Consider the following 17,835-nt stretch of genomic DNA (forward strand, 5'->3'; position numbering starts at 1 on the left):
CATCGCAATCGAACGCCGGAGCGCTCAGATCGAATCGGCGAACTGGGAAATCACGGCGGGATTCTCTACGGTCGACGTATCCTGCGAAATCGCTTCGCCTTTCGCGACTGAGCGCAACAAGCGGCGCACGACTTTGCCGGAGCGCGTCTTGGGCATGGCGTCGCCGAAACGTATGTCTTTCGGTTTCGCGATCGGACCGATTTCCTTGGCGACCCAGGCGCGCAACTCGTCCGCTATGCGCTTAGCCTCTGCGCCGGTGGGCCGCGTCGTTTTCAGCACAATGAAGGCGACGATGGCTTCGCCGAACGTTTCATCCGGACGCCCGACGACCGCGGCCTCGGCGACAAGCGGATTGGCCGCCAGCGCCGACTCGATTTCCATCGTGCCCATACGGTGTCCGGACACGTTCAGCACGTCGTCGATACGACCGGTGATCGTGAAATAGCCTGTGTCCCGGTCGCGAATCGCGCCGTCGCCGGCGAGGTACAGCTTGCCGCCAAGTTCGTCGGGATAATAGCCGTTGCGAAAGCGTTCAGGATTGCCCCAGATCGTGCGGATCATCGACGGCCACGGCTTGCGGATGACGAGCACGCCGCCTTGTCCGTTGGCCACTTCATGGCCGGTTTCGTCGACGATCGCCGCATTGATGCCAGGCATCGGCAGCGTGCACGATCCCGGGACGAGCGGGGTAGCGCCTGGCAACGGCGAGATCATGTGGCCGCCTGTCTCGGTTTGCCAGAACGTATCGAGCACCGGACAGCGGCCACCGCCAACATGTTCGGCGTACCAGTTCCATGCACTCGGGTTGATCGGCTCGCCGACCGTGCCGAGAATGCGCAAGCTGCTCAGGTCGAAACTGCGAGGATGCACGGCGGTGTCAGCGTCGGCGCTCTTGATGAGAGACCGGATGGCGGTCGGTGCGGTGTAGAAGATGCTGACCTGATGGCGCTGGATCATGTCCCAGAAGCGGCCTGCATTCGGATAGGTGGGCACGCCTTCAAAGATGACCTGGGTTGCGCCCACTGCGGTCGGGCCATAGCAGATATACGTGTGACCGGTGATCCAGCCGATATCGGCGGTACACCAGAAGACATCGGCCGGCTTGATGTCGAAGGTCCATTTCATCGTCACGGCGGCCCACAGCAGATAACCAGCGGTGCTGTGCTGAACGCCTTTAGGCGCGCCAGTCGACCCTGATGTGTACAGCACGAATAGCGGATGTTCGGCGCCGACCCATTCCGGCTCGCAGGTATCAGGCTGGTTTCGTTCGAGCTCGTGCAGCCACGTGTCGCGTCCGGCGACCCAGGGGATCCGGCCGCCGGTACGCCGATAGATGGCGACCGTTTTGACGGCTTCGGCGCCGCCCATCGCAAGGGCTTCATCGACGATCGTCTTGAGCGGCAGTGTCTTGCCGCCGCGCACCTGTTCGTCGGCCGTCATCACGGCCACCGCGCCGACATCGACCATCCGTTCATGTAGCGATTTGGCGGAAAAGCCGCCGAACACGACGGAGTGCGGCGCGCCGATGCGCGCACACGCCAGCATGGCAGCGGCACCCTCCACTGACATCGGCATGTAAATCACCACCCGGTCGCCTTTCTTCACGCCGCGCGCGCGCAGCGCGTTGGCGAGTCTGCACACGCGGTGATAGAGCGCCTGGTATGTGATGCGCGTGACCTTGCCGTCGTCGGCCTCGAACACGATGGCCGTTTTGCCGGCGAGTCCGTTGGCGAGGTTGCGATCCAGGCAGTTGTATGACGCGTTGAGTTCGCCGTCTTCGAACCATTGATAGAAGGGCGCGTTAGTATCGTTCAGCACTTTTGTGAATGGCCGACGCCACTCGAGATGCTCTCTGGCAAGCCGCGCCCAGAACGCTTCGTGATCGCGTTCAGCCTCGGCCACGAGCGCATGGTAAGCCTCCATGCCGTCGATGGTGGCGTGCTTGAGCGCTGGGATCCGCTGCGCCGCGGTGTTGAGTTGATTGAGCTCGATAGTGGGCATCCAGTGTCTCCTCACATGAAAGTCAGGGATAAGACGAAGCCTGAAACGGCGAGTCGCCTGAAAGAAGGCTCTTGATGGCCGTGGTGCGAGTGGGTGCGTGTAGGTCAACTATAACCACACGGCCGATCGGGCGGTTGATACACATCAAGGGAAGGACTGAGGGGAGAGCGGCCGGTGCTTGATGCAAATCAATCGCAATACTTCCGGCGGGGCGATGATGAGTTCGTCATTGACTGTTGGCGATCGTCACGCCGGTACGGAATCGCGTGCTCTGAGCATAGGGGGACATGATGGTCCAGGCAGAACCCAGAATCATCCTGGCGGCGGTGGCCGTTTTTACGGCATTGGCGGGTATGGGTGCAGCCATCCGTGGTTTGCTGTTCGACAGTCCAGCCTTTATCCACTATGGTGCGCTCGCACTCGTCGCCGGCGTTGCCAGTTTCGTCGTCCTGCTGGTGCCAGCGACCGGTGACGACACTTGAGGTCTGGTGCAAATAGCCCGCGGGGCAGAGATTTTTTTTGAATAATTAAGGATGCCTTATTTGGAAAACAGGACCGCGTTCCAGACATACAATGCAGCGGTATCCTTGTGCCCGAGAGCCCAGACGTCAAACTGACCCTTGCGAATGCGATGCATCAACTCGATGCCTGAAATCGTGGTCGCGGCACTCCTGAATCGTTTGAAACCGAGCATCACCTTCGTTCTGGACTTGATGTTTCGATGATCCTGTTCGATCAGGTTGTTCAGGTACTTCGAGGTCCGGACCTCCGTGTCCTCAGGCAACAGGCCATCGGCCTTCATCTCACGCACCGCCCGGTGTGAGGCGGTATATCCATCGAGCGTGATCGTCTTCGGCGGCTGGCCCTGATGTTTGATGGCCTTGCTGAAAAAGGCCTTGGCCGCCGCCACATCTCGCCTGGCTCTGAGCACGAAGTCCACCGTCTGGCCGGCCCGATCTACCGCCCGGTAGAGATAAACCCATTTGCCTCGAATCTTCAGATAGGTCTCGTCAACGCGCCATGACCGGGCTGTCGGTACGGCAAACTGATTCCAGCGCTTGACGAACTCCGGTGTAAAACGTCTCACCCAGCGCATGATCGTCGTGTGCGCCAGCGAAAGTCCCCGCTCGGCCATCATCTCGACCAGATCACGCAGGCTGAGTTTGTAGCGAAGGTACCAGCGCACGCACAGAACAATGATTTCCCGATCAAAATGCCGCCCGTCGAACAACCCTTCCATACCTTTTCGCTTGCTCATCATCGGCTACCCGTTCTTCAGGCTGACAACTCTAACCGATTCCTCGAGCCCATTTGCACCAGAGCCCGTTCTACGTCAACCGTCTGCAATCGGCTGACTATACCGTCACCCCCATCATGGTGTCGGCCAAGGCTGCAGTACCGTAAGGCGCGCCGGAGACAGGATATGAAATCACTGGAAACGAAGAGGACGCGGCGGCCGGTAACGGGCAGCATGGCGAGCGGTGATCTGCGGTGGATGGTTGAGCAACGTCCGCATGACGCGCACGCTGAGCGCTCCGGGCAACGCCAGCGCCAGTGGAAACCGGTTTTCATCATCGCCGCGTTGCCCCTTGCGCTGCTGTTTGCCTACGGCTCTGTCCGTTTCATGCTCGAACTGGTTTTCCCGATCGCTGGGACCCGCCACTCACCGATCGGGCGAGACCTACCAGTCGATGCGATGCTTTTCCTCGGTTTCGCGGTGACGCTGCTCGTCCTGCGTGTGCAGGTAGGGGTTGCTGCTCGACAGATCGGCATGGCGCAGGTTGTCGCGAACGATACGCAGATCGCCCGTGACATCGGCCATGTGCGATCCGGCCGTGTGGCGCATCCAGTGAGCGGAGGCCTGCTCGAGCAGATTCGCCTGTCCCGCGAAGTCGTCGCCGCGCAGGCGGTGCCGTTCGGCCGCGCCCGCAAAGATGGCCTTGACGATCGTGTGCAGCGCCGAGCGGGTGAGCGGCTTCATGGATTTGCCTAGCGGCAGGACAAGGGGAGTGTCCTCATGCCTTGCTGGCAGGGCGGACAGGCCGCGCTCGCGCCGGTAGCGCCCCAGTTCCACCATCATCTCCGCGGACGCCGGCACGAGCCCCTCCTTGTCGCCCTTGCCCAGCACCTCGAGCCACCAGCGCTCCTTGCCGTCGCTGCCGCGCAGGCAGAAGAAGCGTCCCATCGTATTGCCGCTGACCTCCGAGATGCGCAGGCCGCCAAGATAGAACAGGGTGAACAGCCACCGCGCGCGCAGGTAGCGCTCCCGTTCACGCGGCGTGTCCTTCGGCAGGCTGTCGATGTGGAGCTTCACTTCGTTCCAAAGCTCGCGGTCGAGATAGCGCGTGATGCGCGGCTTCGCGCGGCGACTGCGCTGGCGGGATAGCGACAACGGATTGCCGGCCAGATAACCGGCCTGGACGAGCCACGCAAACAGCGCGTTGAGAATGATCATCGCCTGACGCTGGCTGCTCGCAGCCAGGGCACCGTAGAACGGTCGCCACCGTGGGTCGTGGCGCGGGTATTTGCGCCCGCCGTCGGCGACCCATCGGGCATGCGGCTGCGGGTCCTTCAGGAATTCCCGGAACAGGAGCAGGTCTTCGTGGGTAAGCGATGACAGCGGTTTGCCCAGTTGCACGATCGCCCACAGCAGCAGCCGTTCAGCTTCCTTGCGGTAGTTTTCAAAGGTCGTCTTCTTGTCGGCGACCCGCGCGAGCCACGCGCGCACCGCATTGAGGTCGTCGCGGGCGGCGATCTGCGAGTGTCCGTGCGCCCGGTTGCTCCCATCGCGGCCGTCGAGGTCGGCGGGCAGTTCAAGCGCATCAAGCGGGCGAGGTGCGATCAGGGCGGTTTTCATGGGCGTGGGGACCGGTGCGGGAGGAATGCGCAGTGTCACGCGGTGATTGTCGCATAGCGGTTATTCGATTCCAACATTATACGGATAATGTCAAAATTAAAGAGAGAGTGCGTTAGAAATGTGATGGTTTACGTAGTAATATGCAAGAAAATTTCCCCGGTGAAAAATCATGAGTGACATCCTGTCCCCCGACGCGGCGCTGGCCGCCGAGATCGAGCGTCTGAAGGCGGCGTTCCCGAAGACGCGCGAGCTGTATCGCGAGGTCTGCGCGCTGATGTTCTTCCGTTTCGGTGTAACGCCGACCGCGAACCGGCTGTACCAGCTCGTGCGCAAAGGCAGCATGGGCACGCCGACCGAGGTGCTGGCCGAGTTCTGGGCGACCCTCCGTGAAAAGAGCCGTGTGCGGATCGACCGGCCCGACCTGCCGCCGGACGTTCAGGCGGCCGCCGGCGACCTTGTGGCCGTCCTGTGGGGCCGCTCGACGGCGGCGGCGCACGCGGCGCTAGCCGAGCTGCGGTTCGAACTGGACGCGGAGAAGGAGGCAGCCCGGACTCAGGTCACCGCGGCGAACGAGGCGACGGCGCGTGCTGAAGCGGCGCTTGATGAGCGCAGTGCGACGCTGGCGCAAGCGCAGCAGAGGATTTCGGAACTCGAGCAGGCACTGGCGGTCACCGACGCCTCGCGCCGCACGCTGGACAGTGATGTCGCGCGCTTGCAGGGTGAAATTCATGATCGCGACGTGGCGCTGGCGCAAGCCCGAACGGACTTTGCCGGAGAGCTGGCGAAGCTACGCGAGGAAGCACAGCGGGCCGAGGAGCGGCTGCGCGCAGCCGAAAAACGTGCCCTGATGGAGATCGAGCACGAGCGCGCGTTGGCCACCCGCCTGCAGAAGGATCTGGGCGCCGCAGTCCGTCGCGCCGAGCAGCACGACGAGCGCCATCGGGCGGAGGCAGAACGCCTGCGCAGCCAGCTTGCCGACGCGAGGCATCAGGTCGGGTTGTTGCAGGGACGGCTCGCCGCAGCCGAGGCAACAAGCGGAGCATCCGTCGAGGAGATCGGCAGCCTGCGGCAGCAGCTTTCGGTGATGTCCAGGTCGGCCGCCGCAGCGGTGCCCCGCGGTCGCCCATTGCGCCGAGCCGCAAGCGTGAAGAAGCCGGGTGCGCCAGTTCTCGGGAAACGCGGATCGAAAGGGGCGAAGGGATGAGGCAGGAGGGGCGCTGCAGAGTACTGATGCGACTTCTATTTCCGAAATGCTGCTACTTTTCCTTCAATGCATGAACACAACACCTGCGTGCGCCGCGCGGTGGCGATCACGGACCGCGGGCGGATCACCGGCGCTGGCTGCAACGCCTTGCTGGGCGGGCATCCCGCCGCCCTGCTCGCGGGATATAGCGTTTTCGCGGATAAAAATGAAGGCCCGGATAGTTTTAGTTATTTGGAATTGAAGTCGTGCTACGGTAGGTCAATGCATAGGCGTAGGGCATGGAAGCGCGAATTGGCGTAGGGTTATCCACGGGGCTGCCGCCCGCTTTTCTATAGCGAGAGGCGAGCAGCCCGGTGGATAACCCGGGGCGTAGGCGATTTGGCTTTTTGCACGTTGTCCGTTACTGGACGACCGTCAACCCGCTTTCCGGGAGAACGATTCATGGGTGCAGACAGCGCTTTGGTCGAACCGGATTGGGAGCGATACCCGCTGATCGCTTCAAACTGTTACGCACGCCGGTGGATAGATAGTTGCTCATCGCTCGGCCTGGCAAGAAATACGATAACGGCATACATGTACGCGGTCGAAGGCTTCCTACGGTTTGGACAGGAGCATGGCGTTGACCTGCGTGGCACATCGCACGAAGTCATCGCACGATATATCGGAGAGATGCGCACCCGGCCGAGGCGATCGCGGCCCAATGAGACTCGGACCGGCTCAGGCGGTTTCTTATCGAATGCGACATTGCAGCAGCGTATTACTGCGGTCCGTTTGCTCTTCGAGTTTCTGATCGATGAAGGACTACTCAGGACCAATCCTGTCAGCCGCGGCCGCTACACATCATCCAGTCGCTTTGGCGCGGGCAGCGAACGAGGCCTCGTCCAGAGATTTCATAAGCTACCGTGGATTCCAACGGAAGAGCAGTGGGCGACCCTGCTCGCTGCGGTTCGCGAAGAACCGATGCGAAACAGGTGCATGCTGGCATTTGCTTACGATGCAGCGCTTCGCAGGGAGGAGTTGTGTCGGCTTCGCAGCAGCGACCTCGATCCAGCGCACCGATTGCTGCGCGTCCGCGCCGAGACAACCAAGGGGCGACGCGAGCGAGTCGTGCCGTATTCGGAGACGGCAGCAGAACTGCTGCGTGACTACCTTCGGCACCGGCCGCCAGGGCGAGATCGGCACGCCTTGTTCCTGTCTGAGTCACCTCGCAATCATGGAGCGCCAATCACGTTGTGGACGTGGTCCAAGGTTGTCCGATCCATAGCCCTCCGCGCCGACGTTCCGGCGTTTTCTACTCATACGCTTCGACATCTGTGTCTGACCGATCTTGCTCGATCGGGCTGGCAACTGCATGAAATCGCGCGATTTGCTGGCCATCAGAGTCTGGAGACGACGCGCCAATATATTCATCTGTCTGGACAGGATCTGGCAGATCGGTTCGCAAAGACAATGCGGCAGATCCATGCGTGGCGCGTGGAAGCCCTGGCGGCTATTACTGATGGGCAGTAACCGTCATGAACAAAACTCTTACCGGGCGCACTCAGACGCCAGCCTGCGGCGCCGTGCTTGGACCTGGCCATTGCGAATCCTGGCCTATGACCGCGGCGGCGCTTTGACAGCTGCAGAGCAACGAATACTGATATACGGGCTTTCAGGGACGACGCGGACCGAACGCAAGGCAAGCGTGATACTCGACGAGTTGGCTGGGGTCGGGCGGTTGCTGACGCCGATCAACGACGCTCTTGCCGTGGTTGACAGCGAAGGCGGATGTAGCGATCGCGTCAAGGTGATACTTCTTCATCACTGTGCGCGGCAAAGGACTACATTCTGGGCATGGGACAACACCGTCTGGCGCGAGGTGATAGGGACGAGCCAACGTTCGCTTGCCTTGGCCAACCACGTAATAACTTGCGCTGGTGGTGAGCGAGAGGCGTTGATCGCCGTCGCCTATCTACTCCAATGTCTTAACGACACCTCCTGTTTCAAGGGGTTGAAACGGGCTGCCCTGGCAGAAAAGGTTTTCGGCAAGGACCATGTTACTGCGACGTTGAAGCGGGTGACAGATATCGCGGCGAAGTGGGGTTATCGAAGTTCCAACAAACTGCTGATGAGCATGGTTGCCGAACTCCTGCTCATGAACAGACAGCCGGACCTTGAATCCCTGACCGCCGAGCGCATCGAGGAAGCTCGTGTCCGTTGGTGCGACTCGATTCCTCGCAGCTGCCTGTTCTTCCTGTTGACACGCGCCCTGACGGGGCTAGGGATAGTTTTAGATGAGCCCAAGGTGCGCGATACCGTTGACAGGGAATTCATACATGCGGCGGGGATCGCAAATATTGCCTCGGATTGGGTCACGATGGTGGAGCAATGGGAGGCGACCAGCACACTGACAGCACCCAGCCGCCGGCAGTTTCGAAGCAGGATTCTGAAGGCTGGTCGCTGGATGAAAGACCGGCATCCCGAGATCACCCGCGCCGATCAGTGGACGCGGGAAACGGCAGCAGAATATGTCGCCGCCGTGGACCGGATGCGTGTCGGAGACTATGTGTGGAACACTGCCGTTTTGAGCGGCAAATCTGGCAAACCGATCGCAGCGCGCTCCAAAAAAGCGCTGCTCGATTCGATGCGGTGCTTTTTCGCAGATGCTCAAGAGTGGGAATGGATACCGCGTCGCTTTGATTCGTCTCGCGCGTTCGCGACACCCCGTTCGGTGAAATCACTCATAGGGCCTTCGCCGCGCACTATTGCCGATGATCTATGGGCCAAGCTTCTCTGGGCGGGGCTGAATCTGACGTTGAGTGATCTTCCCCTGCACGGCAGCGCAGCTTCTGGCAGCGACAATCTGCATGGGAGTCGTCGCTGCACTGGCGGTTACTATCCACTCGAGATGATGCGGGCATTGAGCATCGTATGGCTCTTCGCCGGATTGCGTAGCGACGAAATCGTACGACTGCGAGTTGGCTGCGCGCGGAAGGAACCGTTGGCAGGAAATCTGGGTGAGCACTGCTGGATGCTCGATGTTCCGGTACACAAGACTGGAACAGCGTTTTCCAAGCCAATCGACGCCGTCGTTGGGGAAGCAGTCCTGACTTGGGAACGAGTGCGCCCGGTCCAGCCGCTCGCCGTCGACAATAAGACTGGCGAGCAGGTTGAATTCCTGTTCTCGTATCGAGCGAAAATGATCCCGCATAACTACTTGAACCGGCATCTGATTCCCACGCTGTGCCGGAAGGCAGGCATCCCAGCCGCAGACGCACGTGGACAAATTAGCAGCCACCGCGCACGCTCGACCATTGCGAGCCAGCTCTTCAATGCCAGGGAACCGATGACCCTGTTCGAACTGCAGGCCTGGCTTGGTCATCGCTCCCCAGTCACCACGCAGCACTACGTGGCATTCACGCCCACGAAGCTGGCAAAAGCTTACTCGGAAGCGCAGTACTTCCAGCGGAACCTGAGGATGATGGAGGTGCTGATCGACCGGCAGGCTATAGATGAGCGGAGCACCGATCAGCCGTGGCGCTACTACGACCTGGGCCACGGATTGTGTTCGTATGAATTCTTTGATCAATGTCCGCACCGCATGGCCTGTGCACGGTGCGACTTCTACGTTCCGAAGGAATCGACCCGTGCCGAGCTGCTTGCATCGAAGGCCGGGATGATTCGGATGCTGCAGGAAATCCCGCTCACCGACGAGGAACGCGATGCGGTGGACGGTGACCAGGAGGCTGTCGAACGCCTTCTTCGACGCCTGGATGCGACACCGGCACCAGATGGTTCGATTCGGCCAAAGCGCTGAGTGGCCAAAATCGTTTAATTCCACATAATCCGAGCTATCTACCCCTTCATTTCAGGGTTGTGGTGCAATTCGGATACGCCGGTCTGTTACGCTCGAGTTTTCGACGAGCACGAGCCAATGCGCAAGCTAAAAGACATTGACGGATTGTTCAACGGTTGCCACTTTGATCGCGAAGTGATCGTCCTGTGCGTGCGTTGGTACCTCCGTTACAAGCTGAGCTTTCGAGACCTCACTGAAATGATGGCTGAGCGCGGTCTGACGCTGGCGCACACGACGATCATGCGCTGGGTCAAGCGCTTCACGCCGGAGTTCGTCAAACGCTGGAATCGCCTGGCCATGACATCCGGTCAGTCGTGGCGAGTCGACGAGACCTATGTGAAGATCCGCGGCAAATGGGCCTATCTTTACCGCGCAGTTGACCGGGCAGGAAAGACGGTCGATTTCCGGCTCAGCGCCAGGCGTGATGTGGCTGCAGCCAAAGCCTTCTTCGCGAAGGCGATCAGGAACCAGGACCACAGTCCAAAGTCGATCACGCTGGACGGCTACGCGGCGTCTCATCGCGCCGTGCGTGAAATGAAGACCAATGAGTTACTGCCCAAGGAGACGACGTTGCGATCCTCAAAGTACCTGAACAACTTGATCGAGCAGGATCATCGCAACATCAAGTCCGGGGTCAACGCGATGCTCTGTTTCAAAAATTTCCGGAACGCGGCCGTCACGATCTCGGGCATCGAACTGACGCATCGCATTCGCAAAGCTCAGTTCGATCTCACGAACCTGCGCCTCAAAGATACCACGGCGCCCGCCGTCTGGAGGGCAGTCCTTTCCGCTCGCTGAGGTAGCGGCGAATACGTCGGTTTTCGCTCGCCGCTGAAATTTGCACCAGAGCCGTCGATGTATCAAGCCGATGCCTGAAATCGTCGTCGCGGTACTCCCTAAATTTTCGGAAGCTGAAAATCGACTTCAGCAACGACTCCGCTATCAGCCGCTCGCACGGGGAAAGTCGTCAGACACAAGCTACCGGCTCCATGCGTGCAACCTGTCGTCAGATCGAAACGTAAACCGTGTGCCGGGCACTGCAATAGGTGGCCGTCAAGGTGACCGGACGCCAGCGACGCGCCGTTGTGAGGGCACGAATTATCGATGGCGTAAACGGTACCTTCGATATTGAAGATGACAATGCTGCGACCATTGACGAAGACAATTTTGCGTTTCCCGGGCGGCAGTTCATCGACAGGATCAATCGGGATAGGGTGTGACATTTCGTTCCCGTTCAATCCCCAATCGATTCGAGCATGACTTCCACAAGAACGTCGGCGGGATAGGCGCCCGAAAGGCAATGTCAAATTGATAGGTGCGGCGGATAGAATGTGGAGATGACAACGACCCGATCCCCTTTCCACGGCTACCGCTTCCCGGCGGCAATCATCAGCTGTGCAGTGCGCTGGTATCACCGCTTCAACCTGAGCCTGCGCGACATCGAGGAGCTGCTGCTTGAGCGCGGCGTGACCGTGACATACGAATCGGTGCGTCACTGGTGTGACCGCTTCGGTGTGCGATTTGCCCATTGCGCGAAAGCCGTGCGCCGCAGGCCGGGCACAACGTGGCATCTTGATGAACTGTTCGTGAAGCTGCGAGGTAAGCCGTACGTGTTGTGGCGCGCCGTGGATGAGCACGGCATGGAGCTCGACGTGCTTCTGCAGAAGCACCGCGACAAGACTGCGGCGAAGCGTTTCTTCAGGCGGATCCTGCGCTCAAACCCGGTACCACGGAAGATCGTCACCGACCAGCTACGCAGCTACCCGGCCGCGAAAGCAGAGGTGCCGGAACTGGCCGGGGTGAAGCATGTGTTCGTGAAGGCCTGTGCGCGGGTCAACAACCGTGCAGAAAACAGTCACCAGCCCACGCGCCGACGTGAGCGCCAGATGCAGGGTTTTCGTGATCCGCGGCGCACCCAGGCTTTCCTTTCCCGCTTCGGTCCGATCCGGCAACACTTCGCGTTACCCCGCCATCGCATGCACGCTGCGGCTCACCGAACCCTTCTGAATGAGCGCATTGCCAGTTGGTATCGTTGGAGCGCGACCGGCTTGATCAATCTCGTTTCATAATCAGCAGGACTCCTCCGCGATCTCGATCTGGTCGGCTTCTTGTCGTCAACTTGACAGTGCCGTTATCCATTCTGTCGATAACAGGATCAGATGTCCTGCGCAAATGCATCGAGGCGCTCTATCAAACGTCGAACCGCACGAGTGGCTCGCGTGTGCGGACGGCGTGGCGTGTCCACGAGCACCACGAAGCGTTCCAGCATGGGGCTGACTATTCGCGAAGAGGCCAGGCGTGGATCGAGCCGGCCCGGCAGCACCGAGGCAATCGTGTAACCGCCGCCTGCTGCGACAATCTCGTACTGCAAACGCACCGAATCGACTTCGACGGCCACTTGCAGCGTCAGCGAGTGCTCGATAGCCAGCCGATCGAGACGTCCGCGTAACGGATGAGGACGGCCCGGCACAACGAGCGGTATGCCGGAAAGTCCAGCGAGTGGTACGTCCGTCCCGCCGACCAGGGGCGCTTCGCGACGGCCTACGAGATTGAGCGGAACCCTGGCAAGCACATAAGCGTCCCTGATGCTCGCCTCGTCCTCGCGCAGGACCACGGCCATGTCGAGGCGGCCTTCGTGGAGCTGCTCCTCGAGCTGGGCGCTCGCGCCTTCGACAAGGTGAAGCCTGACAGCGGGCAGTTCCTTTTTCACTGACGCGAACAATGGCCCGGCGAGTTGATCGACAGCCGACGGCAGCAATCCCACCAGCACCTCGCCAGTCGGTTGTCCGCGCGAGTTGCGAATGTCGTCGGCAAGCGCGTCTGCCTCTTCAGCGAGATGGGAGACGCGCGGCAGCACGTATTCGCCGAACGCGGTGAGTACGACGCCACGGCCGGTGCGGCGAAAGAGCCGCTCACCGCATTGCTGCTCCAGCAGCGCAATGTTTCGGCTGACTAGAGACTGCGGCATGTCGAGAGCGATGGCGGCTTTGCTGAGACTGCCCAGGTCCGCCACGCGCACGAACACCAGCCATCGCGGGTCTAGAATGGACAGCGTATCGGTGACATGACGGACGTCGACTTTCGTGCTCGCGCTGCAATTTCTGCTTGTGACAGTTTTCATTTCGCTGCGTCCGACGCGCGGTCCATCGTGAGAGCCGCCTCTTTGAGAAGTGTGCGCATCCACGCGATGCCCTGGTCGGACGTGCGATGTTTGTGCCATTGAACGCACTGCTCCATCTTTGGCATCGCCACCGGTATATCTCGGATGGTGATCGGCAAGGCGCGCGCGGCTTGTCTTGCGAGCCGGACATGCATCGTCGCGATACGGTGTGTCCCCACAACGAGTTGCGCAGGAGACAGAAAACTGAATGTGCTCGCCTCGACGCGCCGAATGATGCCAAGTCGTTGCATGAACGAGTCTTCGAGCGCAATGCCGTCGCCGGGATGCACGACCACGTGGCCGGCTGCAATGTAGCGTTCAGCAGTCATGTCGCCGTGTGCGAGTTTGCTTTGCTCCCACAATACGCAACAGAACGATTCTTCAAGCAACATTTCCGACGGATGTTCCGTCGAGCAAAAGTCCTTGGGAATGATCAGCAGGTCCGCGTCGCCGCGCTCGAGTACGCGTTGCGGGTTGGAGACCTGAGGCCGTAAATCGAAGCGCACATCCGGCGCCTGCCGATAGGCGAGCTCCAGCACGTGGGGCATGAGCGTCATCATCGTGTAGTCGGATACCAGCATCCGGAAAAGCCGGTTCGATTGCGAGGGAACGTACTCGGGCTGAGCCGCCACTGTCGCGTCGACCCGAACGAGGATGTCACGCACGGCGTCTTTCAGCGCTTCGGCGCGTGAGGTCGGCTCCATCTTGCGTCCGACCTGCACAAGCAACTCGTCGTCGAAGTATTCGCGCAGCCGCGCAAGCGCGTTGCTCATGGCGGACTGGCTCAGGTGAATTTTCTCGGCTGCCCGGCTGATACTTTCTTCAGTCAGTAAAGCATCGAGCGCCACGAGCAGATTCAGATCAAGCTTGTTGAAGCGCATGCGCGCCGTCTCCGTTCAATTTCGCATCCCAATGCGGGTACCCGTGCGCAGCAGCATGAGCCGGCATTAGGGTTTCCCCCAAAAGTATTCAGGCCGCCCATACATCAAATGGATGAAATCCATTTGAGTGTTACACGAGCGCATCTTAATCTAAAGCCCATCCTGAGACGATTGAATTCAACTACGTGCATCGGGGCCGCTTGCAGCGCCGGCGCCGCCGTATCGGTGTTTCGCTGCATTCATTAAACGATAAGAGACATGTCCGAAATGCCCAACGAGGCGTCGGCGATGAGGAGACGAAATTGCGTAGAGGATTTGCTGCGGCTGCCGCCGCTTCCGTAGGCTGCATGATGCTGGTCGCGCTGGCATCGAAGAACGCCTGTGCATTCGAAGGCGGGGTTTCCCCCTATCCGGCGGGCGCCGTGGGCACGAACATCGCGGAGATGCCGCCGATACCCGGACTGTTCGCCCTCGAGCAGTTCAATTACAGCTTCTCCAATGGGCTGTACGGCAACAACGGCGAGAAGCTGCCCATTCCGTTCCGTACCTCCGTATTCTCGGCGACGACGCGTCTGCTCGCCTCATACCCGTTTACCGTGCTGGGCGCCAATGTGTATTCGCAGCTGGTGCTGCCGTTCGTCTCGCTGCATACGAATGTGTTCGGGCAGAAGGATACGCAGAACGGTCTTTCGAACATCACGCTGTCGCCTGTCATTCTGAGCTGGAAGCTCGCGCAGAATTTGACGTTCACCAGCGGTTTCGATATTGCATTCGAGACAGGTTCCTATAGCCCGACGAAGGCGAGCGTTGCTGTGGGCTATACGTCCCTGCAACCGGTGCTTTCGCTGCGCTACAACGCGCCGAACGGTATCGACGTGGGCCTCGCCAACCGCTTGCTGATCAATCGCGAAAACGGCGACACGGGTTACCGGTCCGGCACGGCGAGTGTGAGCGAATTCGAGGCCGGGTGGAATGTCGGCAAGTGGAAGCTCGGCCTCGTCGGTGCGTACCTGAACCAGTTTTCCGACGATCGCCAGAACGGTTCGGCGATCGCCAACAACCGGGCGAAGACGCTCGCACTCGGGCCGTCAATCGCGTACGACGGCGGGGCGTTCAATATCAACCTCAACTATCAGCAGGGCCTCTATGCGGCAAACACGTCGAAGAGCAACGCGATCTGGCTGAACATCGCGATCCCGTTGTGGGCGAAACCGCCCGGACCTGCTGCCGGCAACTAATCACAGTCCGAAGGATTTGCATGTTTCGTTACTTTCCCACGAATTACGTCTGGAACCTCTCCGTCGATCTCGCGATCGAGATGGGCGCGCGCATCGGCGAAATCGAGGTCATGTGCGCGCCGTTGCAGGAGGCCGCGAAGCAGCCCGATGCGGAAGGAACCCGCGCCTTCAGGCAGGCATGGTCGAGCATGGCCGATCGTCTTTGCGAGCTCGCGAGCGAGGACGAGGCGAAGGGCAGGCTGTTGTCGGCCGGTGAAAAGTTCAAGCGCGCGGCCATCTATCTGATCACCTGCGAACGGCTGCAGGCGCATGACGCGCCGGGGCGCATCGATCTGTATCGGCGCTCACTCGATACGTTCACAAAGGGCGTCGGGCTGCTCGGCGAGGACTGCGAGCGCGTGAAGATTCCGTACGGCGAGAGCCACCTTTCCGGCTTGCTCGTGAAGGCGAAGGGGGCAGGCGCTCGTAGCCCGTTGCTCGTGCAGGTAAATGGCCTGGATTCGACGAAGGAAATGAAATACCTCGTCGGGTTGCCAGCATGGCTGGCGGCGCGCGGGGTGTCGTCGTTGATCGTGGATCAACCGGGCACCGGCGAAGCGCTGCGTCTGGACGGCCTGCATGCGGTGTACAACTCCGAGTCGTGGGCAAGCAGGATCGTGGACTGGCTCGAGACGCGCGACGACGTCGATCACAAGCGCATCGGCATGGAAGGCGTCTCGCTGGGCGGCTACTACTGCCCGCGTGCACTGGCTTTCGAGCCGCGTTTCGCATGCGGTGTCGTGTGGGGTGCGAATCACGACTGGCGCGACGTGCAGAAAAAGCGCCTGCAGCGCGAAGGCAATTTCCCGGTGCCGCACTACTGGAAACACGTCTGCTGGGTGTGGGGCGCGAAGGACGTCGACGAGTTCATGCAGATCGCGGAAAACGTTCATCTCGACGGCGTGCTCGATCGCATCCAGGTGCCATTTCTGGTGACGCACGGTGAGAAGGATTCGCAGATTCCCGTGGCGTGGGCGCATCGCACCTACGAACAGCTCGTGAACAGTCCGAAGCGCGAACTGAAGATCTTTACCGATCGGGAAGGCGGAGTCCAGCACTCCAGCTTCGACAACTCGATCAACGCAGGTCACTACATCGCCGACTGGGTGGCCGAAATCCTCGGCGGGCATACCGCTTTCTGACTACTTCATTTAACTTGAAATCGAGCTCATGAATATCATCGGACCCGATACGCTCGTCTTCGGCGTGGACGACGTAGCAAGCTGCAACCAGTACCTTCTCGACTACGGCCTCGCGCCAGTCCATGCCGATGAGACCGGCGGCCGCTTCGAAGCGCTCGACGGCACCGCGATCGAAATCCGGCGCGCCGATGACCCGGAGTTGCCTCCCGCGCTCGCCACTGGGAGCATGCTGCGCAAGACAACGTATGGCGTGGCCGACGCCGCAGCGCTGCAGGCCATCGCGGCCGAACTGCAACGCGACCGTGAAGTACGGCAACTCGCGGACGGCTCGATCGAATCGGTCGACGACATGGGTTTTGTTCTCGGCTTCCAGATCACCGTTAGACGTTCGCTCGCTCTGCCCGCTGAGACAGTTAATGCACCGGGCGCAGCGGCGCAGCGAGCACCGAACATGGTCGCCGTGAACGACGACACGGATCTCACGCCTCGCTCGCTTTCGCATGTCGTTTATTTCGTACCCGACGCCGGCAAGGCGGAGGCGTTCTACGTCGAACGCCTGGGTTTTCGCTGCTCGGACCGTTTCACCGGTGTTGGACCGTTTCTACGGCCGGCCGGCACGCTCGATCATCACACGCTGTTCATGATCCAGACGCCACCGTTCATGAAAGGCTGCGAGCACTTCACTTTCCATATGGGCGGACCGACCGAGGTCATGCAAGCCGGCACGCGCTTCGTGGAGAAGGGTTATCAGTCATTCTGGGGGCCGGGGCGCCACCGGTTCGGATCGAACTGGTTCTGGTACTTCAATAGCCCGTTGGGTTGCCACGTCGAGTACGACGCGGACATGGACCTTCACGACGATGACTGGACCGCGCGCGCGGCGCCGATGGGTGCGGACGCTTCGCAGTTGTTCCTGTTCCAGCATCGCGAGAAATGGGCGCCTGGCGGACCTCCAGCTGCCCCGTCGAAAACCGCTGGTTAACGCGAAGCGCCATCATGTCAATGGCCGCGCAGGCGATTCGCGTCGCCCGACTCGATGACCTCGACGACCCCGGGTCGCGTGGTTGTGATCCTGCTGGGCAGGGGGGCGATACGTTGCTGATCGTTCGCCGTGGCGATGAGGTCTTTGCATATCTGAACGCGTGTCCGCATTACGGCAGCACGCCGATGGCGTGGCGCAAGGACGAATACCTGAACGGCGACGGCACCCGCATCGTCTGCCACGCGCACGGGGCGCAGTTCGACATTGCGACCGGTGAGTGCCTGGTGGGACCGTGCTTAGGTCAACGGTTGACGCGGCTCGATACGGCAGTGACGGAAGACGGGGACGTATGCGTCTTGATGCCGTTGGGTTCAGCACCGCAGCACGGCGAAGACGAAAACGCGGGCGAAACATAGCGCACATCGCTTGGGCAAAAAGTGCGCGGGCCAATGAGGATCGGCATCCTTGCGCGCACCGCTTAAAAACAGACAACGCT

The 17,835-nt window shown here is 60.6% G+C and carries 16 protein-coding genes; 10 read left to right on the forward strand and 6 right to left on the reverse strand.

Annotation, left to right across the window (positions count from 1 at the left end; translation table 11 throughout):
* Positions 1 to 24: 24 nt before the first annotated feature.
* Positions 25 to 2,001 (reverse strand): acetate--CoA ligase, encoded by a 1,977-nt coding sequence (acs, locus tag BLQ92_RS32645; RefSeq protein ID WP_090692446.1) that lies wholly within the window; start codon positions 1,999 to 2,001, stop codon positions 25 to 27.
* Positions 2,002 to 2,291: 290 nt separating this feature from the next.
* Here acs and BLQ92_RS32650 point away from each other — a divergent pair, with 290 nt between their 5' ends.
* Entirely contained in the window at positions 2,292 to 2,483 is a 192-nt protein-coding gene (locus BLQ92_RS32650) for a DUF2964 family protein (RefSeq protein WP_090692670.1), read from the forward strand.
* 56 nt (positions 2,484 to 2,539) lie between these two features.
* On the opposite strand, the gene BLQ92_RS32655 is transcribed toward BLQ92_RS32650, so the two are convergent.
* A complete protein-coding gene (locus tag BLQ92_RS32655; RefSeq protein ID WP_090692673.1) occupies positions 2,540 to 3,259 on the reverse strand; it encodes an IS6 family transposase in 720 nt (239 codons plus the stop codon).
* A gap of 423 nt (positions 3,260 to 3,682) precedes the next feature.
* Positions 3,683 to 4,858 (reverse strand): tyrosine-type recombinase/integrase, encoded by a 1,176-nt coding sequence (locus tag BLQ92_RS32665; RefSeq protein WP_090692455.1) that lies wholly within the window; start codon positions 4,856 to 4,858, stop codon positions 3,683 to 3,685.
* Positions 4,859 to 5,027: 169 nt separating this feature from the next.
* Here BLQ92_RS32665 and BLQ92_RS32670 point away from each other — a divergent pair, with 169 nt between their 5' ends.
* The 4 genes from BLQ92_RS32670 to BLQ92_RS32685 all read left to right on the forward strand — a co-directional run bounded on the left by BLQ92_RS32670 (position 5,028) and on the right by BLQ92_RS32685 (position 10,695).
* Positions 5,028 to 6,062 (forward strand): DNA-binding protein, encoded by a 1,035-nt coding sequence (locus BLQ92_RS32670; RefSeq protein WP_176860793.1) that lies wholly within the window; start codon positions 5,028 to 5,030, stop codon positions 6,060 to 6,062.
* Between the two features lie 441 nt (positions 6,063 to 6,503).
* On the forward strand, positions 6,504 to 7,571 hold the full coding sequence (locus tag BLQ92_RS32675; RefSeq protein ID WP_090692458.1) for a tyrosine-type recombinase/integrase: 1,068 nt from the start codon (positions 6,504 to 6,506) through the stop codon (positions 7,569 to 7,571).
* Between the two features lie 1,381 nt (positions 7,572 to 8,952).
* On the forward strand, positions 8,953 to 9,858 hold the full coding sequence (locus BLQ92_RS40935) for a tyrosine-type recombinase/integrase (RefSeq protein ID WP_244896704.1): 906 nt from the start codon (positions 8,953 to 8,955) through the stop codon (positions 9,856 to 9,858).
* A 117-nt stretch (positions 9,859 to 9,975) separates the two neighbouring features.
* The gene (locus BLQ92_RS32685) at positions 9,976 to 10,695 is read left to right on the forward strand and encodes an IS6 family transposase (protein ID WP_090692468.1); all 720 of its coding nucleotides are present in this window, start codon (positions 9,976 to 9,978) and stop codon (positions 10,693 to 10,695) included.
* A gap of 98 nt (positions 10,696 to 10,793) precedes the next feature.
* Here the strand turns inward: BLQ92_RS32685 and BLQ92_RS32690 are convergent, their stop codons facing one another.
* Complete coding sequence (locus BLQ92_RS32690) at positions 10,794 to 11,120, reverse strand: Rieske (2Fe-2S) protein (protein WP_090692472.1); 327 nt, start codon at positions 11,118 to 11,120, stop codon at positions 10,794 to 10,796.
* Between the two features lie 114 nt (positions 11,121 to 11,234).
* Here BLQ92_RS32690 and BLQ92_RS32695 point away from each other — a divergent pair, with 114 nt between their 5' ends.
* Positions 11,235 to 11,966 (forward strand): IS6 family transposase, encoded by a 732-nt coding sequence (locus tag BLQ92_RS32695; RefSeq protein ID WP_090692475.1) that lies wholly within the window; start codon positions 11,235 to 11,237, stop codon positions 11,964 to 11,966.
* A gap of 86 nt (positions 11,967 to 12,052) precedes the next feature.
* Here the strand turns inward: BLQ92_RS32695 and BLQ92_RS32700 are convergent, their stop codons facing one another.
* Together BLQ92_RS32700 and BLQ92_RS32705 are read right to left on the reverse strand one after the other, a co-directional pair.
* On the reverse strand, positions 12,053 to 13,018 hold the full coding sequence (locus tag BLQ92_RS32700) for a LysR family transcriptional regulator (protein ID WP_090692479.1): 966 nt from the start codon (positions 13,016 to 13,018) through the stop codon (positions 12,053 to 12,055).
* The gene (locus BLQ92_RS32705) at positions 13,015 to 13,938 is read right to left on the reverse strand and encodes a LysR family transcriptional regulator (RefSeq protein WP_090692484.1); all 924 of its coding nucleotides are present in this window, start codon (positions 13,936 to 13,938) and stop codon (positions 13,015 to 13,017) included. Before BLQ92_RS32705 ends, BLQ92_RS32700 begins: the two co-directional genes overlap by 4 nt.
* A gap of 347 nt (positions 13,939 to 14,285) precedes the next feature.
* On the opposite strand from BLQ92_RS32705, the gene BLQ92_RS32710 reads away from it, so the two are divergent.
* The 4 genes from BLQ92_RS32710 to BLQ92_RS32725 are packed head-to-tail and all read left to right on the forward strand — an operon-like array spanning position 14,286 to position 17,755.
* On the forward strand, positions 14,286 to 15,176 hold the full coding sequence (locus BLQ92_RS32710; protein ID WP_090692487.1) for a SphA family protein: 891 nt from the start codon (positions 14,286 to 14,288) through the stop codon (positions 15,174 to 15,176).
* Between the two features lie 20 nt (positions 15,177 to 15,196).
* Entirely contained in the window at positions 15,197 to 16,357 is a 1,161-nt protein-coding gene (locus BLQ92_RS32715; protein ID WP_090692492.1) for an alpha/beta hydrolase family protein, read from the forward strand.
* Positions 16,358 to 16,385: 28 nt separating this feature from the next.
* On the forward strand, positions 16,386 to 17,339 hold the full coding sequence (locus BLQ92_RS32720) for a VOC family protein (RefSeq protein ID WP_090692495.1): 954 nt from the start codon (positions 16,386 to 16,388) through the stop codon (positions 17,337 to 17,339).
* Between the two features lie 14 nt (positions 17,340 to 17,353).
* On the forward strand, positions 17,354 to 17,755 hold the full coding sequence (locus tag BLQ92_RS32725) for a Rieske (2Fe-2S) protein (protein WP_090692498.1): 402 nt from the start codon (positions 17,354 to 17,356) through the stop codon (positions 17,753 to 17,755).
* The last annotated feature ends 80 nt before the right edge of the window (positions 17,756 to 17,835 follow it).

Source organism: Paraburkholderia phenazinium (assembly GCF_900100735.1).
Classification (GTDB): Bacteria; Pseudomonadota; Gammaproteobacteria; order Burkholderiales; family Burkholderiaceae; genus Paraburkholderia; species Paraburkholderia phenazinia.

What these genes read in the sequence shown, in the direction of transcription:
- acs (WP_090692446.1), bottom strand. Translation starts at nt 2,001, where the DNA reads ATGCCCACTATCGAGCTCAATCAACTCAACACCGCGGCGCAGCGGATC.
- BLQ92_RS32650 (WP_090692670.1), top strand. Translation starts at nt 2,292, where the DNA reads ATGGTCCAGGCAGAACCCAGAATCATCCTGGCGGCGGTGGCCGTTTTT.
- BLQ92_RS32655 (WP_090692673.1), bottom strand. Translation starts at nt 3,259, where the DNA reads ATGAGCAAGCGAAAAGGTATGGAAGGGTTGTTCGACGGGCGGCATTTT.
- BLQ92_RS32665 (WP_090692455.1), bottom strand. Translation starts at nt 4,858, where the DNA reads ATGAAAACCGCCCTGATCGCACCTCGCCCGCTTGATGCGCTTGAACTG.
- BLQ92_RS32670 (WP_176860793.1), top strand. Translation starts at nt 5,028, where the DNA reads ATGAGTGACATCCTGTCCCCCGACGCGGCGCTGGCCGCCGAGATCGAG.
- BLQ92_RS32675 (WP_090692458.1), top strand. Translation starts at nt 6,504, where the DNA reads ATGGGTGCAGACAGCGCTTTGGTCGAACCGGATTGGGAGCGATACCCG.
- BLQ92_RS40935 (WP_244896704.1), top strand. Translation starts at nt 8,953, where the DNA reads ATGCGGGCATTGAGCATCGTATGGCTCTTCGCCGGATTGCGTAGCGAC.
- BLQ92_RS32685 (WP_090692468.1), top strand. Translation starts at nt 9,976, where the DNA reads ATGCGCAAGCTAAAAGACATTGACGGATTGTTCAACGGTTGCCACTTT.
- BLQ92_RS32690 (WP_090692472.1), bottom strand. Translation starts at nt 11,120, where the DNA reads ATGTCACACCCTATCCCGATTGATCCTGTCGATGAACTGCCGCCCGGG.
- BLQ92_RS32695 (WP_090692475.1), top strand. Translation starts at nt 11,235, where the DNA reads ATGACAACGACCCGATCCCCTTTCCACGGCTACCGCTTCCCGGCGGCA.
- BLQ92_RS32700 (WP_090692479.1), bottom strand. Translation starts at nt 13,018, where the DNA reads ATGAAAACTGTCACAAGCAGAAATTGCAGCGCGAGCACGAAAGTCGAC.
- BLQ92_RS32705 (WP_090692484.1), bottom strand. Translation starts at nt 13,938, where the DNA reads ATGCGCTTCAACAAGCTTGATCTGAATCTGCTCGTGGCGCTCGATGCT.
- BLQ92_RS32710 (WP_090692487.1), top strand. Translation starts at nt 14,286, where the DNA reads ATGATGCTGGTCGCGCTGGCATCGAAGAACGCCTGTGCATTCGAAGGC.
- BLQ92_RS32715 (WP_090692492.1), top strand. Translation starts at nt 15,197, where the DNA reads ATGTTTCGTTACTTTCCCACGAATTACGTCTGGAACCTCTCCGTCGAT.
- BLQ92_RS32720 (WP_090692495.1), top strand. Translation starts at nt 16,386, where the DNA reads ATGAATATCATCGGACCCGATACGCTCGTCTTCGGCGTGGACGACGTA.
- BLQ92_RS32725 (WP_090692498.1), top strand. Translation starts at nt 17,354, where the DNA reads ATGTCAATGGCCGCGCAGGCGATTCGCGTCGCCCGACTCGATGACCTC.